Origin of the sequence: Phytobacter diazotrophicus (genome assembly GCF_052061655.1) — a bacterium.
GTDB classification, from domain to species: domain Bacteria; phylum Pseudomonadota; class Gammaproteobacteria; order Enterobacterales; family Enterobacteriaceae; genus Phytobacter; species Phytobacter diazotrophicus.
In genome coordinates this window covers 1673407-1689306 of the sequence record NZ_CM125428.1, presented here as the reverse complement: position 1 = coordinate 1689306, position 15900 = coordinate 1673407, and the positions used below count along the sequence as shown (strand labels likewise).

The 15900-nt window shown below is 53.3% G+C and carries 13 protein-coding genes; all 13 read right to left on the bottom strand.

The window, feature by feature from the left end:
• Window positions 1-4: 4 nt before the first annotated feature.
• Window positions 5-1534, bottom strand: a complete 1530-nt coding sequence (gene nuoM / locus ACS0RQ_RS08145; RefSeq protein ID WP_271850120.1) for an NADH-quinone oxidoreductase subunit M — start codon at window positions 1532-1534, stop codon at window positions 5-7.
• A gap of 174 nt (window positions 1535-1708) precedes the next feature.
• Complete coding sequence (gene nuoL, locus ACS0RQ_RS08140; protein ID WP_090085262.1) at window positions 1709-3550, bottom strand: NADH-quinone oxidoreductase subunit L; 1842 nt, start codon at window positions 3548-3550, stop codon at window positions 1709-1711.
• On the bottom strand, window positions 3547-3849 hold the full coding sequence (gene nuoK, locus ACS0RQ_RS08135) for an NADH-quinone oxidoreductase subunit NuoK (RefSeq protein WP_047369458.1): 303 nt from the start codon (window positions 3847-3849) through the stop codon (window positions 3547-3549). Before nuoK ends, nuoL begins: the two co-directional genes overlap by 4 nt.
• Window positions 3846-4400, bottom strand: coding sequence for an NADH-quinone oxidoreductase subunit J (gene nuoJ / locus ACS0RQ_RS08130; protein WP_271850119.1), 555 nt, complete (start codon window positions 4398-4400; stop codon window positions 3846-3848). The genes nuoK and nuoJ overlap by 4 nt, the downstream gene beginning before the upstream one ends.
• An 11-nt stretch (window positions 4401-4411) precedes the next feature.
• Complete coding sequence (gene nuoI, locus ACS0RQ_RS08125; RefSeq protein ID WP_047369456.1) at window positions 4412-4954, bottom strand: NADH-quinone oxidoreductase subunit NuoI; 543 nt, start codon at window positions 4952-4954, stop codon at window positions 4412-4414.
• Window positions 4955-4968: 14 nt separating this feature from the next.
• Window positions 4969-5946 (bottom strand): NADH-quinone oxidoreductase subunit NuoH, encoded by a 978-nt coding sequence (nuoH, locus tag ACS0RQ_RS08120; RefSeq protein ID WP_039079884.1) that lies wholly within the window; start codon window positions 5944-5946, stop codon window positions 4969-4971.
• Window positions 5943-8669, bottom strand: a complete 2727-nt coding sequence (gene nuoG / locus ACS0RQ_RS08115) for an NADH-quinone oxidoreductase subunit NuoG (protein ID WP_271850118.1) — start codon at window positions 8667-8669, stop codon at window positions 5943-5945. Before nuoG ends, nuoH begins: the two co-directional genes overlap by 4 nt.
• Window positions 8670-8697: 28 nt before the next feature.
• Entirely contained in the window at window positions 8698-10035 is a 1338-nt protein-coding gene (gene nuoF / locus ACS0RQ_RS08110; protein ID WP_271850117.1) for an NADH-quinone oxidoreductase subunit NuoF, read from the bottom strand.
• Entirely contained in the window at window positions 10032-10532 is a 501-nt protein-coding gene (gene nuoE, locus ACS0RQ_RS08105) for an NADH-quinone oxidoreductase subunit NuoE (protein ID WP_039079881.1), read from the bottom strand. Before nuoE ends, nuoF begins: the two co-directional genes overlap by 4 nt.
• A 2-nt stretch (window positions 10533-10534) precedes the next feature.
• Window positions 10535-12337: an NADH-quinone oxidoreductase subunit C/D gene (gene nuoC / locus ACS0RQ_RS08100; RefSeq protein WP_075203679.1), complete on the bottom strand. Its 1803-nt coding sequence runs from the start codon at window positions 12335-12337 to the stop codon at window positions 10535-10537.
• Between the two features lie 89 nt (window positions 12338-12426).
• Window positions 12427-13089, bottom strand: coding sequence for an NADH-quinone oxidoreductase subunit NuoB (gene nuoB / locus ACS0RQ_RS08095; protein WP_039079880.1), 663 nt, complete (start codon window positions 13087-13089; stop codon window positions 12427-12429).
• 15 nt (window positions 13090-13104) lie between these two features.
• Entirely contained in the window at window positions 13105-13548 is a 444-nt protein-coding gene (nuoA, locus tag ACS0RQ_RS08090; protein WP_039079879.1) for an NADH-quinone oxidoreductase subunit NuoA, read from the bottom strand.
• A 625-nt stretch (window positions 13549-14173) separates the two neighbouring features.
• Window positions 14174-15112 carry a transcriptional regulator LrhA gene (lrhA, locus tag ACS0RQ_RS08085; protein ID WP_271850116.1) on the bottom strand — a complete coding sequence of 313 codons (939 nt, stop codon included), beginning with the start codon at window positions 15110-15112 and terminating at the stop codon, window positions 14174-14176.
• Window positions 15113-15900 lie beyond the last annotated feature (788 nt).

Genomic DNA, 15900 nt, shown 5'->3' with positions numbered 1-15900 from the left:
CGCTTTACGGCCTTGTAGTAGAAACAGAATTAACAAACCACTGCTGGATATTACTCATCGCGGAATGCGAGGTATCCAGAATCGGCTGCGGATAGAAGCCAAGCAGTACCAAAAGTACAACCAGCGACAGAATCATCAGCAGCTCGCGCAGTGACATCCCTGGTAACGTTTTACTGGCCAGCTCGCTTTTTGCTTTACCGAAGTAAGCGCGATGCAGCATCGCCAGTGAATAAACAGACGCAAACACCAGGCCAAAGGTCGAAATAACGGTAATTACCGGAACGACCTGGTAGCTGCCGAACAAAATCATAAATTCGCCAACGAAGTTACCGGTGCCTGGCATACCCAGTGTGGCAACCGCAAAGAACATCGACAGCGCAGGCAGCCATTTAATTTTGCCCCACAAACCGCCCATCATGCGCATATCACGGGTATGCAGGCGTTCGTACAACTGACCACAGAGGATGAAAAGACCGGCGGCGGAAAGGCCGTGGGCAATCATTTGGATAACCGCACCCTGATAGGCCAGTTGGCTACCGGTGTAGATGGCAATCAGCACGAAGCCCATGTGAGAAACGGAGGTATAGGCGATCAGACGCTTGATATCGTACTGCGTGAAGGCCATCCACGCACCGTAGAAGATACCGATCACACCGAGCCACATAGCAATCGGCGCAAACTCAGCAGAGGCGTTCGGGAACAGCGGCAGTGCGAAACGCAGCAGACCGTAGGCCGCCGTCTTCAGCAAGATGCCCGCCAGGTCAACGGAACCCGCCGTCGGTGCCTGAGAGTGCGCATCCGGCAGCCAGCCATGCAACGGAACCACCGGCATTTTCACCGCAAATGCGATAAAGAAGCCCAGCATCAGCAGGTATTCAACACCGTGCGACATCGGGGTTTTCAGGAGATCCTGATAATCGAAGGTCCAGACGCCCGTCGCGTTATGATGCACCAGCACCAGCGCCAGAATCGCAATCAACATCACCAGACCACTTGCCTGGGTATAGATGAAGAATTTGGTCGCAGCGGTGATACGTGTCTTCCCGTCGGAGGCTTTGTGGCCCCAGAGCGCGATCAGGAAGTACATCGGCACCAGCATCATTTCCCAGAAGAAGAAGAACAGGAACATGTCGATGGCCAGGAACACGCCGATAACGCCGCCCAGGATCCACATCAGGTTCAGGTGGAAAAAGCCCTGATATTTTTCGATTTCACGCCAGGAGCAGAGTACCGCCAGTACGCCGAGGAAACCGGTCAGCACCACCATCAGCAGAGACAAACCGTCCAGCGCTAAATGGATATTGATGCCAAAACGCGGGATCCACGGGAGTAAGAACTCCGATTGCCACTGCGGAATGCCAGCGGATTGCGTCAGTGAATAGCCGCCCTGCAACCAGAGTTGCAGGCCAAGCGCCAGCGTCAGTCCCATGGTGACCAGTGCGATCCAGCGCGGAACACGGACGCCAAAGCGTTCGGTCTGCCAGCACAGGAAGCCACCGATGAAGGGAATTAATATTAGCCAGGGTAATAACATGGCGATTTTTATTCCTTGTTAAAGTCCCTAAGGGACCGATTTTCAACGAATTCGACAACATTCACGATTGGGTGCTGTTTCTTGTGTCGGGTGGCGCTAACGCTTATCCGACCTACGGTCTCGTAGGCCCGGTAAGCGCAGCGTCACCGGGTAAAACCGCACCTCAAATCAAACTCAACGCAATACCATCAGCAACGCCAGAATCACCACTGCACCAATGCTCATCGATGCCACATACCAGCGCAGGTATCCATTCTCGCTGAACAACAGGCCGCGGCCAGCGAAGCGGGAAAGAATTGCCGGAATGTTCATCAGTGCATTGAGCGGATCGCTCTTAAGCAGCCAGGCCACGCCGAGGAACGGTTTAACGAACACACGATCGTATAACCAGTCGAAGCCCCAGGCGTTAAACCACCACGTCCCGAAGAAACGACCCGCCGCACTGTTCGCAACAGCGTTCACCAGACTGCGTTTGCCCAACCACAACCAGGCGGCCAGCAGGATACCGACGATAGCAACCGCGCCCGAAGCCACTTCCAGCATGACCACGCTACCGTGTTCAAGCTCTGTGGTTTCCGGCAGTACGCCATGCAGCGGCGGAACAATCATCGCGCCGACAAACGTGGACAGTACCAGCAGTACAATCAGCGGCAGATGATGGGTAATCCCCTTCCCTGCATGCGCATGAATTTGTTCTTTGCCATGGAAGACGATGAAAATCATACGGAACGTATACAACGAGGTCATAAACGCGCCGACCAGGCCCGCAACCATCAGATTGATATGACCGTTAGCTACGGCACCCGCAAGAATTTCGTCCTTACTAAAGAAGCCTGCAGTTACTATCGGCAATGCTGACAGCGCCGCACCACCCACAAGGAAGCAGGCATAAACCAGCGGAATAGACTTACGCAGACCGCCCATTTTGAAAATGTTCTGCTCGTGATGGCAGGCCAGAATCACCGAACCGGACGAGAGGAACAGCAGCGCTTTAAAGAACGCGTGCGTCATCAGATGGAAAATCGCCGCATCCCACGCCTGCACGCCCAGCGCCAGGAACATATAGCCAATCTGGCTCATGGTGGAGTAGGCGAGAACGCGTTTGATGTCGGTCTGTACCAGCGCGGCAAACCCCGCCAGCAACAGGGTTACCGCCCCGACAATCCCCACCAGATGCAGAATCTCCGGCGTTAACAGGAACAAGCCATGCGTACGCGCAATCAGGTAGACACCCGCGGTCACCATCGTTGCGGCGTGGATCAGCGCGGAGACAGGCGTCGGGCCTGCCATCGCATCAGCCAGCCACGTTTGCAACGGAAGCTGTGCAGATTTACCGACCGCACCACCCAGCAGCATCAGTGTCGCCCACTGCAGCATGGTGCTGCCGTTGGCGAAATGCTGCGGTGCCAGTTCAACCATTTCGCGGAAGTTCAGGGTACCCAGTTCGTTATAAAGAATGAACAGCGCAAAGGCGAGGAAGACGTCACCCACACGGGTTACGACAAACGCTTTCATTGCGGCTGCGCCATTCTTCGGATCGGTGTAGTAGAAACCGATCAGCAGATAAGAACAGAGGCCCACACCTTCCCAGCCGAGGTACATCAACAGCAGATTATCCGCCAGTACCAGAATCACCATGCTGGCGATAAACAGGTTGGTGTAGGCGAAGAAGCGGGAGTAACCCTCTTCACCGCGCATATACCAGGAGGCGAACATATGGATCAGAAAGCCAACGCCAGTCACCACAGAGAGCATGGTCAGCGACAGGCCATCCAGCACCAGACTAAAGCTGATGTTGAAGTTGCCAACAGACATCCACGTCCAAAGCGGTTGGGTAAAACCCTGATGACCGTTATTGATGAAATCCAGCCCGACAATCGCTGTTACCAGTGCAGATAAACCGATAGAGCCGATACCCACGGTGGCAGACAGATTTTCCGACCAGCGCCCACGTGAAAAAGAGAGCAGCAAAAAGCCAATCAGAGGAAAAATAATGGTTAAGGCGAGCATGTTCATCCACGCATCTCACTTACTGAATCGATATTCAGATTCTGACGGCGACGATGGAGTTGCAGCAGCAACGCCAGGCCAATACTCGCTTCTGCAGCCGCGAGGCTAATGGCGAGGATGTACATCACCTGACCGTCAGTCTGGCCCCAGTAGCTACCCGCGACGACAAACGCCAGCGCGGCAGCGTTGATCATGATCTCCAGACCAATCAGCATAAATAGCAGATTGCGGCGAATGACCAGGCCAGTAAGACCGAGAACAAACAGCACAGCGGCAAGGATCAGTCCATGTGTTAAGGGGATCATGCATGCTCCTCCGTTTTTCTTTTCGCGCGATCGTCTGTGCGATTGCTCAGCACTTCGCCCATACGGTCTTCACGACCGACATGGAACGCGACCACCAGACCCGCCAGCAGCAGCATTGACGCCAGTTCTACCGCCAGAACGTAAGGGCCGAACAGCGTGATACCCACCGCTTTCGCGGTAATGGCTGCGCCTTCAATACCCTGATCGTTAAGACCGGAAATGGCGTAAATCATCACGCCCAGCAGCACGGCAGACAACAGTGCCGGGCCAACCCACACTTGCGGTCTCAGCCACTGACGCTCCTGTTCGATTTCGCTGCCGCCCAGATTGAGCATCATCACCACAAACACGAACAGCACCATAATCGCGCCCGCGTAAACGATGATTTCCAGCGCACCGGCAAAATAGGCGCCAAGCGAGAAGAAGACACCTGCAATCGCCAGCAGCGACACAATCAAGTACAGCAATGCATGTACCGGATTGGTATGGGTAATAACCCGTAGTGTCGCGAGGATGGCTACCAGGCCACAGATATAAAAAGCGAACTCCATTGCCCCTCTCCTTACGGTAACAGGCTCTTGACGTCGATAGGTTTGGCTTCGTTCTGCGCCTCGCCCTTATCTTTTCCGTCGATTGCCATACCTGCCATCCGGTAGAAGTTATATTCCGGATATTTACCCGGACCGGAGATCAGCAGATCCTCTTTTTCGTACACCAGATCCTGGCGCTTGTACTCACCCAGTTCGAAGTCCGGGGTTAGCTGGATTGCAGTCGTTGGGCACGCCTCTTCACACAGACCGCAGAAAATGCAGCGCGAGAAGTTAATGCGGAAGAACTCCGGATACCAACGGCCATCTACCGTCTCTGCTTTTTGCAAAGAGATACAGCCTACCGGGCACGCTACCGCACACAGGTTACAGGCCACGCAGCGCTCAGAACCGTCCGGATCGCGCGTTAGCACGATACGGCCACGGTAGCGCGGCGGCAGATATACCGGCTCTTCCGGATACATTCGGGTTTCGCGTTTTGCAAACGCGTGCAGGCCGATCATCCAGATACTGCGCACCTGGGTGCCGAAGCCCACGAGTAATTCTTTTAAAGTCATGGTCTTTTCACCCCTTATTGCGCTTGCCAGAGAATGACAGCCGCCGTACCCAACAGATTGAGAAGCGTCAGCGGCAGACATACTTTCCAGCCGAAGGACATTACCTGGTCATAACGCGGACGGGGTAACGCTGCGCGAATCAAAATGAACATCATCATAAAGAACGCGGTCTTAATCGCGAACCAGATGAATGGCGGTAAGAACGGGCCATGCCAGCCACCGAAGAACAACGTCACCATCAATGCAGAGATGGTCACGATACCGATGTATTCCCCCACAAAGAACAGACCGAATTTCATACCGGAATATTCAATGTGGTAACCATCGGCCAGTTCCTGCTCGGCTTCCGGCTGGTCAAACGGGTGACGGTGACACACCGCCACGCCCGCGATAGCAAAGGTAATAAAACCGAAGAACTGCGGGATAACGTTCCAGATATCAGCCTGGTTGTTGACGATGTCGGTCATGTTGAATGAACCGGCCTGTGCCACCACGCCCATCAGCGAAAGCCCAAGAAAGACTTCGTAGCTCAGCGTCTGCGCAGAAGCACGCATCGCACCGAGCAGGGAGTATTTGTTGTTACTCGACCAGCCAGCGAAGAGCACCGCGTAGACCGCAAGACCTGCCATCATCAGGAAGAACAAAATCCCGATGTTCAAGTCCGCTACCACCCAGCCCGGGCTCACCGGGACAATGGCGAAGGCCAGCAGCAGCGAGGTAAAAGCGATCATCGGCGCGAGGGTGAAGATAACCCGGTCAGTGAATTTCGGGATCCAGTCCTCTTTAAAGAACATCTTGATCATGTCCGCGACGATCTGGAGTGACCCCCCCCAGCCTACGCGGTTCGGTCCGTAGCGGTTCTGGAACAGCCCCAGCAGACGACGTTCGCCGAAACTCATGAGCGCGCCGCAGGTGACAACCACCAGCAGGATCACGACAGCCTTGATGATACCTAACAGAATGTCGATAACATCCGGTGTTAACCAACTCATGCTTGCGCCTCCTGCAGATTTTCAAGACGTGCGCCGGCCAGTACCGGGGCAATGCCCGGCATGCCCATCGGCAAACCAACCTGCCCTGCCGTCAGCCCTTCGGAAAGCTGCAGCGGCAGGCTTAACGTCTGACCGTCGTAGCTGAACGAAATATGCGCGCCCGCATTCACACCCAACTTCGCGGCGTCAGCCGGGTTGAGTTTGATATACGGCTCTGGCATACGGCTCTGGAAGACTGGAGAACGCTGAGACAGTTCATCACTGCCGAACAGATGGTAGTAAGGCGCAATACGCCACTGACCGTCCTGCGGTTCAAAGCCTGCCGGAACAGAAGTGAAGTAATCCAGACCGGTCGCCGAGGCTTCGATCAGACGCACGCCCGGATCGCCGTGGCGCAGTGAACCGCCCACCTCAGCCTGGAATTTGTTCCATGCTTGCGGGGAGTTCCAGCCCGGAGCCCATGCGAACGGAATTTGTGAACGCGGTGCGGACGGCTGGTTGTTCCCTTCCATTGAGAAAGCGAACATGGTGTCTTTATCCTGCGGCTGACGCGGTTCGTGAACGCTGATATTGGCGCGCATGGCCGTACGACCACTGTAGCGGTGCGGTTCACGTGCCAGTTTCTGGCCACGGATACGGAAGCTGGCATCCGGTGCAGCGTTTTTGATACCGGCGAACTGCGGCATTTTTTCAACCACAGCGTCGATAACATGGTCAAGCTGCGTCCAGTCCACTTCACGGCTCTGTACGGTGCTGTGCAGGGAGTGCAGCCAACGCCAGCTTTCCAGCATAATCGTTTTGCTGTCGTAGTAGGCCGGGTCATACACCTGGAAGAAGCGCTGCGCGCGTCCTTCATTGTTGATAACCGTACCATCGCTTTCCGCGAAGCTCGCCGCAGACAGCACCAGATGCGCATGGTCCATAATCGCCGTGCGCTGATGGTCAATAACCAACACCAGCGGCGCTTTATCCAGCGCGGCATTTACGCGACTGGCCGCAGCGTGACGGTGCAGATCGTTTTCCAGCACGATAACCGCATCAGCGGCACCGGTTTCCAGTTCGGTTAACGCGTCATCCAGCGAACCACCGCCCATCAGCCCCAGGCCGACGCTGTTGGTCGAACGGGCAATCATGGTGATACCGACATCGGCACCACGGCCTTTCAGCGCTTTAGCGACGTTTGCGGCGGCCTGAATTACAGCCGTGCTACCCGTGTTGGTACCGGAAATGATCAGCGGCTTTTTCGCGCCTGCCAGCGCCTGAACGATAACATCAACCTTGCCACGCAGGTCGCTGCTTAAACCTTCGACCGCCGGAGAAGCGTCATCCAGCGCATGAGCGATGGCGAAGCCTAAACGGGCCTGATCTTCTACCGGTGCGCGGTAGGTCCACGCGGCGATATCGTCCAGACGGGTATCGTCCACGTTGGTGACAAACAACGGGTGTTTGGCACGCTGGCCAATATTGAGGATCGCCGCAATCTGCCAGTCAGCCACTTTCTGCGCCGCTGCCATCTCACGTGCTTTCCCTTTCACGGCCTGACGAACCGCCAGTGCGACACGTGCGCCCGTCTGGGTAATGTCTTCGCCCAGAACCAGAACCGCATCGTAAGATTCAATTTCGCGCAGCGCTGGGGTACGAATACCGCCCTCACGCAACACTTTTAGCATTAATTGCAGACGTTCCTGCTCGCCGCTGGCGATGCCGGTATAGAAGTTTTCTGCTCCAACCAGTTCACGCAGCGCGAAGTTGCTTTCGACACTGGCGCGCGGGGAGCCGATCCCGATCACTTTCTTCGACTGACGCAGAATATCTGCCGCGCCCTGCATCGCCTGCTCGGCGTTAAGGGTGATCAGGTCATTGCCACGGCGCTGAACCGGCTGACGCGGACGGTCTTTCAGGTTGACATAGCCATAGCCAAAACGACCACGGTCGCAGAGGAAGTAGTGGTTAACAGTACCGTTGTAGCGGTTTTCGATACGACGCAGTTCACCGTAACGTTCACCTGGGCTGGTGTTACAGCCCAGTGAGCACTGCTGGCAGATGCTCGGTGCAAACTGCATGTCCCACTTACGGTTGTAACGCTCGGAGTGGGTTTTATCGGTGAAGACGCCGGTCGGGCAGATTTCTACCAGGTTACCGGAGAATTCGCTTTCAAGCGTACCGTCTTCCGGGCGACCAAAGTAGACGTTGTCGTGTGCGCCATAAACGCCAAGATCCGCGCCGTCTGCGTAGTCTTTGTAGTAACGCACGCAGCGATAGCAGGCGATGCAGCGGTTCATTTCGTGAGAGATGAACGGCCCCAGGTCCTGGTTGCGGTGAGTACGTTTGGTGAAACGGTAGCGACGGAAGCTATGACCCGTCATCACGGTCATATCCTGCAGGTGGCAGTTGCCGCCCTCTTCACAGACCGGACAATCGTGCGGGTGGTTGGTCATCAGCCACTCTACAACGCTTTCACGGAACTGCTTCGCTTCTTCATCGTCGATAGAAATAAAGGTGCCATCGGATGCCGGGGTCATACAGGACATGACCAGGCGACCACGCGTGTCTTCCGCGTTTTGATATTGCTTCACCGCACACTGGCGGCACGCACCCACGCTTCCCAGCGCCGGATGCCAGCAAAAATAAGGAATATCAAGGCCCATAGAGAGACATGCCTGTAATAGGTTGTCCGCTCCGTTAACCTCGTATTCTTTGCCGTCTACATGAATCGTAGCCATTAGCGTGCTTCCAAATTAGAAAATTAACTCACCAGCGCGTTTTAAGCAGGTTCGGCTGAATCCCATGAATAGCCTGGGTATTGCTGAACTGTTGCTTAATGCCTGCCTCGAATTCTTCGCGGAAGTATTTAATTGCGCTCTGCAGCGGCTCTACCGCACCTGGCGCATGCGCGCAGAAGGTTTTGCCCGGTCCAAGGAAACGACACAGTTGCTCAAGTGTCTCGATATCCCCAGGCTGGCCTTCGCCGCGCTCTAACGCGCGCAGAATTTTCACGCTCCACGGTAAACCGTCACGACAAGGCGTACACCAGCCGCAGGATTCACGGGCGAAAAACTCTTCCAGATTACGTACCAGCGAAACCATGCCGATTTCGTGGTCTACCGCCATGGCCAGTGCCGTACCCAGACGGCTGCCCGCTTTACCGATGCTTTCGAACTCCATCGGCAGATCGAGGTGTGCTTCGGTCAGGAAGTCAGTCCCAGCCCCGCCCGGCTGCCAGGCTTTGAATTTCAGGCCATCACGCATACCGCCCGCGTAATCCTCAAGGATTTCGCGAGCCGTGGTGCCAAACGGCAGTTCCCACAGTCCCGGATTCTTCACGCGACCTGAGAAGCCCATCAGTTTGGTGCCAGCGTCTTTGCTCTTCGAAATGTTCTGGTACCACTCAACGCCGTTAGCGAGGATTGCCGGGACGTTACACAGGGTTTCGACGTTGTTTACACAGGTCGGTTTACCCCACACGCCGGAGCTCGCCGGGAATGGCGGTTTGGAACGCGGGTTGGCTCGACGACCTTCAAGGGAGTTAATCAGCGCGGTCTCTTCACCACAGATATAACGCCCTGCACCGGTGTGCACGAACAGTTCGAAATCGAAACCAGAACCGAGGATGTTTTTCCCCAGCAGACCAGCTTCGGTCGCTTCGGCAATCGCACGGCGCAAATGCACCGCTGCTTCAATGTATTCGCCGCGCAGGAAGATGTAGCCGCGGTACGCTTTCAGCGCAAACGCGGAGATGAGCATACCTTCCACCAGAAGGTGCGGCAGTTGCTCCATCAGTAAACGGTCTTTGTAAGTACCCGGCTCCATTTCATCAGCGTTACACAGCAGGTAACGGATGTTCATGGATTCGTCTTTCGGCATCAGGCTCCACTTCAGACCCGTGGAGAAGCCAGCGCCGCCACGGCCTTTCAGACCTGAGTCTTTGACTGCATTGACGATTTCATCCGGCGCCATACCGGTCAGCGCGCGACGCGCACCGGCATAGCCATTTTTGCTCTGATATTCATCCAGCCACACGGGCTGCTTGTCATCACGCAGACGCCAGGTCAGCGGATGCGTTTCGGGAGTACGGTTAACGGTTTTCATTTATACCGCTCCAGTAATTCGGGAATGCCTTCCGGGGTCAGATGCGCATGAGTATCCTCATCAATCATCATGTTCGGCCCCTTATCGCAGTTACCCAGACAGCAGGTCGGCAGCAGCGTAAAGCGGCCGTCGAAGGTGGTCTGGCCCGGCTTGATCTTCAGGTGGCTTTCAATCGCAGACTGAATCCCCTGGTAACCGGTGATATGGCAGACCACGCTGTCGCAATAGCGGATAACGTGACGGCCCACCGGCTGGCGGAAGATCTGGCTATAGAATGTCGCCACCCCTTCAACATCGCTCGCCGGGATACCCAGCACATCAGCGATGGCGTAAATCGCGCCGTCCGGCACCCAACCACGCTGTTTCTGAACGATTTTCAGCGCTTCAATGGACGCAGCACGCGGATCTTCGTAGTGGTGCATCTCGTGCTCAATAGCTTCACGCTCTGCCGCACTCAGCTCAAAAGCCTCGGTTTCTGGTAATTGATTCTCGTGCATAATTAGCGGTCCACATCTGACATAACAAAATCGATACTACCCAGATACACAATCAGGTCAGAGACCAGACTGCCGCGGATGGCGGACGGGATCTGCTGCAAGTGCGCAAAGCTTGGCGTACGTACGCGAGTACGGTAGCTCATGGTGCTGCCATCACTGGTCAGGTAGTAACTGTTAATACCCTTGGTCGCTTCAATCATCTGGAAGGACTCCTGCGCCGGCATGACCGGGCCCCAGGAAACCTGCAGGAAGTGGGTGATCAGGGTTTCGATATGTTGCAGCGTGCGCTCTTTCGGCGGCGGCGTGGTCAGCGGGTGATCCGCTTTGAACGGGCCTTCCGGCATATTGTTGAGGCACTGCTCAAGGATGCGCAGACTCTGGCGCAGCTCTTCCACTTTCAGCATCACGCGGGTGTAGCAGTCGGAAACGCCGCCGCCAACCGGGACTTCAAAGTCGAAGTTTTCATAGCCAGAGTACGGACGCGCCTTACGCACGTCGAAGTCAATCCCGGTGGCGCGCAGACCCGCGCCCGTGGTGCCCCACTCCAGCGCTTCTTTCGCGCCATAAGCAGCCACGCCCTGAGAACGACCTTTCAGAATGGTATTACGCAGCGCGGCTTTCTCGTACGAGGCCAGACGCTTCGGCATCCAGTCGAGGAATTCGCGCAGCAGACGATCCCAGCCACGCGGCAAATCGTGAGCCACCCCGCCAATACGGAACCAGGCCGGATGCATACGGAAACCGGTGATCGCTTCCACCAAATCGTAGATTTTCTGACGATCGGTAAAGGCGAAGAAGACCGGGGTCATCGCGCCGACGTCCTGAATAAACGTCGAAATGTACAGCAGGTGGCTGTTGATACGAAACAGTTCGGAGAGCATCACGCGAATCACATTCACGCGGTCCGGAACGGTAATTCCTGCCAGTTTTTCCACCGCCAGTACGTACGGCATTTCATTGACGCAACCGCCGAGGTATTCAATACGGTCGGTATACGGGATGTAGCTGTGCCAGGACTGACGCTCGCCCATCTTCTCGGCACCACGGTGGTGGTAACCGATATCCGGTACGCAGTCGACAATCTCTTCGCCATCAAGCTGGAGGATAATACGGAATGCACCGTGCGCAGACGGGTGGTTCGGACCGAGGTTAAGGAACATGAAGTCCTCATTGTCGGTACCACGCTTCATGCCCCAGTCTTCCGGCTTGAATTTCAGTGCTTCCATCTCCAGATCCTGTTTCGCTTTTGTCAGCTCAAACGGATCGAATTCGGTCGCACGCGCCGGATAGTCTTTACGCAGCGGGTGGCCTGTCCACGTCTGCGGCATCATAATGCGCGTCAGATGCGGGTGGCCTTCGATATCAATACCGAACATTTCCCATGTTTCGCGCTCATACCAGTTCGCGTTCGGGAAAAGTTTGGTGAAAGTCGGTACACGCAGATCGTTTTCAGATAACGCCACCTTGAGCATGATATCGCGATTGCGTTCAATGGAAATCAGGTGATAGAAAACGGAAAAATCCGCGGCAGGCAAACCTGCGCGGTGTGTACGGAGACGTTCATCCATGCCGTGTAAATCAAACAGCATGACGTAAGGTTTTGGCAGTTTCTTGAGGAAATCACCTACTTCCAGTAACTGTTCGCGCTTCACCCAAACAACGGGTACCCCGGTGCGGGTAGCCTGAACGGTAAAGGCATCCGGCCCAAAACGGTTGCGCAGCTCGCCAATGACCGGATCATCAAGGTGATCGCGGGTCTGCCATGTGGCTTCTTGCGCAGTTAAGTCAGTCATATTGTTCACCATTGCAAAAGGTCCGTGGTGACTGTCAGGTAAGGCTCCGCGTTAGTTGATTATTAAAATGCGAAGTGTTTGCCATTACCTACAGGCGCAAATTAAATCTCGTCAGGTGTACGCAGATTCGTGACGGCAATACGTTCGCCGCGTTTACGCTCGCGCTCTGATTGCATATTGGCGCGATACACGCCTTGATCGCCAACAACCCACGACAGCGGGCGGCGTTCTTTACCAATGGATTCCTGCAACAGCATCAGGGCCTGCATATAGGCTTCCGGACGTGGCGGGCAGCCGGGGATGTATACGTCCACCGGGATGAATTTATCAACGCCCTGTACGACAGAGTAAATATCATACATACCGCCGGAGTTGGCACATGCGCCCATGGAAATAACCCATTTTGGCTCAAGCATCTGGTCATACAGGCGCTGGATTACCGGTGCCATTTTGGTGAACGGCGTGCCCGCGATAACCATCAGGTCGGCCTGACGCGGTGAAGCACGTAACACCTCAGCCCCGAAACGCGCAACGTCATGCACCGCAGTGAATGACGTTACCATCTCAACGTAGCAGCAGGAGAGGCCAAAGTTATAAGGCCAGATTGAGTTTTTACGGCCCCAGTTAACCAGGTCATGGAGTTTGCCCATGAACACCGTTTTATTCACTTCCTGCTCAAGAGGGTCGGTTACGATCTCCTGTTTTTGCAGGGGGTAACGGTCATTCTCACCGTTGGGATCTATGCGGGTGAGCGTATAATCCATCTTATTGCCTCGCGGTTAGCGTTGACGATTAGTGTAGCTGTCGGTTTCCGGATTGAGTCGTTCGCGGCGTGAACGCGCAGGCGTCCAGTCCAGCGCACCGATACGCACCAGGTAAACAAGACCTGCCAGCAGCACTAAAATGAAAATTGCAGCTTCGACAAAACCAACCCAACCACTCTCACGAATGGAGGTTGACCATGCATATAAATAGAGCGCTTCAACGTCAAAGATGACGAAGAACATGGCCACCAGGTAGAACTTGGCAGACAAACGAAGGCGAGCTGAGCCTACCGAATCGATACCGGACTCGAACGGGACGTTTTTGTGTCTTGCACGCGCCCGACCACCGAGGAACCGGCCACCGACGAGCATCAGGCAGCATAGGCCAATAGCGACAATAAGAAAGATAGCGAATGCCCAATGATGAGCGATGATTTCAGTGGATGTTGACATACGCATTGCTTAACTCAAAAGGTAGCGCTTAATACCTCTGCTCTTCTCGGCAGATGGCGCCACATCGATTCATGGGGAGGAATAAAACCACACGTTCAGTGCGAATTTGACAAAGTCGGTCAAACGATGTGGGTTTTTACTCCTTTCTATAACCTTTTGTCAACTTTAACAAAAGCTTCCTCACATTAGTTTACATCGACAGCAATTCATTAACATTTAATGCCGTTTTCTTCTTCAACCTCAAATAAAGCCCGCAAACAATCAGGGTGTTGAATCGTGTCCGTTGTGAGGTTTTACAAATATTACCCTCTTATTTTGACAGGATTTTGCCTGGATTCCTCCCCCTCTATGGGAGTATTTTCTTGATCTGAGACACGCTTTTGTTAATTCATTCCTAAAAACGGCAACAAAATGGCTAGTTTTTTAACATGAATGGCCATTACCAAAAACTATAGAACAAAAGTGATGAGATGACAGGCGGGATAATTAAGCTTTTGATTTGTTTACTTATTTAACGCATTTACGTTTCATAAAGCACTAAATTGTGCAAAAAACAAACCGATGACAGCTTTTTTGCTGCCAGCGGTCTATTTTCACACTTACATTTTGTTACCAGTTTTTGGTGCGGCTGTTACCCAAAATCGCCTTCGATCACCAGAGAATCCCCTCCCCCTTCGGTGGCACTACTGCCGTAATGCCAGGGATTCTGATAGTGCTCCATTGCCTCGAAAATTACCTGCGCCAGTTCATTTTGACTTAGCGGGTTATAGCAAAGGAGATATTCAGTCTCAGGCAGGAGCGGCAGGCCATCTGATTTACCCAATACCCGTAAATCAGGGCTCATCATTTCAACCGGGCGGGCGGTGATCCCAAGCCCGGCTTTTACTGCCGCTTTTACCGCTGAAAGCGTGGACGCGACATAAGCAATACGCCAGGGAATATCCGCCTCATTAAGCGTATTTATCACGATATCGCGAAAGGGACTTGGTTCATCTAACAGCACCAGTGGTACAGCTTCACCTTTTTGCAACACGAATTCCGCAGAGCAGTACCAGTGCGTGGGTGAAGTTCGCAGTGTCAGGCAATCGAATTCACCTGGCCGATTAGTGGTAACGACAAGATCGACATTATCTTCTTTCAGTCTATCTCCGGCAAAAGGATTACGTTTGACACGCACATCCAATGCGAGCTTTGGATAAACAGAACTAATACGATTAAGCAGGAACGGCAAGATAGTGTCGGCAGATTCATCCGAAGCGCCGATCGTTAACGCTCCCTGTAAATTGCTAAACATTAACGATGTACATGCTTCATCATTGAAACGTAAGATCTTTCTTGCATAGCCCAGTAACTGAATGCCGTGCTCAGTTAACAGCTTATTTCGACCATGACGGGCAAAAAGCTCTTTCCCTACTAACTGCTCCAGTCTTTGCATTTGCTGACTTACCGCTGACTGGGTGCGACAAACTGCGGCGGCTGCCGCAGCGAACGTGTTCAAATCAGCGACCGCAACGAAGGTTCTCAGCAGATCGAGGTCGAGATTCAGTATCGGACGATTTGCATTTATCATAATTTTTCACTTACGGGTTCCTCACTCGGAGTTACCCGGGTTTATGCTGTGCGCGTAAGATTTAAGCAATTCCCTTTTTAATGTGCATCCAGCAGAGTTATCACCCTGGTCAACTTGACAAAAAGTTCAGGTGTTTATAGTTCACAGTCTGGAGCAAGACAAACTCAACATCTTTATTCTGCATACTCCCTTCCCTATTGAATATATAAACCATGCGAATACTTGTTAATCCTTTTAAGGAAAAAGCATTTTTTTGCAACATTCTTAGCCGTACATGGCGAGCACGTCATATACGGCCAATTCATATGGCCGAACGGGAGTAGAAAAACGAGTAATAACAGCAAACTAATAATAACAAATAGTCCATACAGAAAGCATGGCTTTCCTGGTGGAACCATTTCCGGGCATCATTTTAACCTAAAACCATTATATTTATAAGCATTATTGCGATTAATCTGATCGCCAAAAATCATCTCGCGAACGATTTAGTTTTATTAATATTAAAAGGATCCACCTTTTCCTTTCGCAATATTAAATAAACGTGAAAAATAAATCACCTTATGTATTAATAATACTTAACATTATCTTCACAGATTAGGCGTTTCTCAGGCACTGTCTTACTTTCAAATTTATCACTCTCTATGTATTGAGAATGATTATGAGACGAAATCATTCTTCTCCAGTGTCGTGCATACTACAGAACCTTTCTTTTTTAGCAGAAAAATCGACAAAAAACAGCTCAAGAAGAACCATAAACCACAAATAATATCATTAACACTGGGTTATAG

Excerpts from the sequence above, each read along its gene's own strand:
- nuoM (WP_271850120.1), bottom strand. The coding sequence starts at position 1,534 with ATGTTATTACCCTGGCTAATATTAATTCCCTTCATCGGTGGCTTCCTG.
- nuoL (WP_090085262.1), bottom strand. The coding sequence starts at position 3,550 with ATGAACATGCTCGCCTTAACCATTATTTTTCCTCTGATTGGCTTTTTG.
- nuoK (WP_047369458.1), bottom strand. The coding sequence starts at position 3,849 with ATGATCCCCTTAACACATGGACTGATCCTTGCCGCTGTGCTGTTTGTT.
- nuoJ (WP_271850119.1), bottom strand. The coding sequence starts at position 4,400 with ATGGAGTTCGCTTTTTATATCTGTGGCCTGGTAGCCATCCTCGCGACA.
- nuoI (WP_047369456.1), bottom strand. The coding sequence starts at position 4,954 with ATGACTTTAAAAGAATTACTCGTGGGCTTCGGCACCCAGGTGCGCAGT.
- nuoH (WP_039079884.1), bottom strand. The coding sequence starts at position 5,946 with ATGAGTTGGTTAACACCGGATGTTATCGACATTCTGTTAGGTATCATC.
- nuoG (WP_271850118.1), bottom strand. The coding sequence starts at position 8,669 with ATGGCTACGATTCATGTAGACGGCAAAGAATACGAGGTTAACGGAGCG.
- nuoF (WP_271850117.1), bottom strand. The coding sequence starts at position 10,035 with ATGAAAACCGTTAACCGTACTCCCGAAACGCATCCGCTGACCTGGCGT.
- nuoE (WP_039079881.1), bottom strand. The coding sequence starts at position 10,532 with ATGCACGAGAATCAATTACCAGAAACCGAGGCTTTTGAGCTGAGTGCG.
- nuoC (WP_075203679.1), bottom strand. The coding sequence starts at position 12,337 with ATGGTGAACAATATGACTGACTTAACTGCGCAAGAAGCCACATGGCAG.
- nuoB (WP_039079880.1), bottom strand. The coding sequence starts at position 13,089 with ATGGATTATACGCTCACCCGCATAGATCCCAACGGTGAGAATGACCGT.
- nuoA (WP_039079879.1), bottom strand. The coding sequence starts at position 13,548 with ATGCGTATGTCAACATCCACTGAAATCATCGCTCATCATTGGGCATTC.
- lrhA (WP_271850116.1), bottom strand. The coding sequence starts at position 15,112 with ATGATAAATGCAAATCGTCCGATACTGAATCTCGACCTCGATCTGCTG.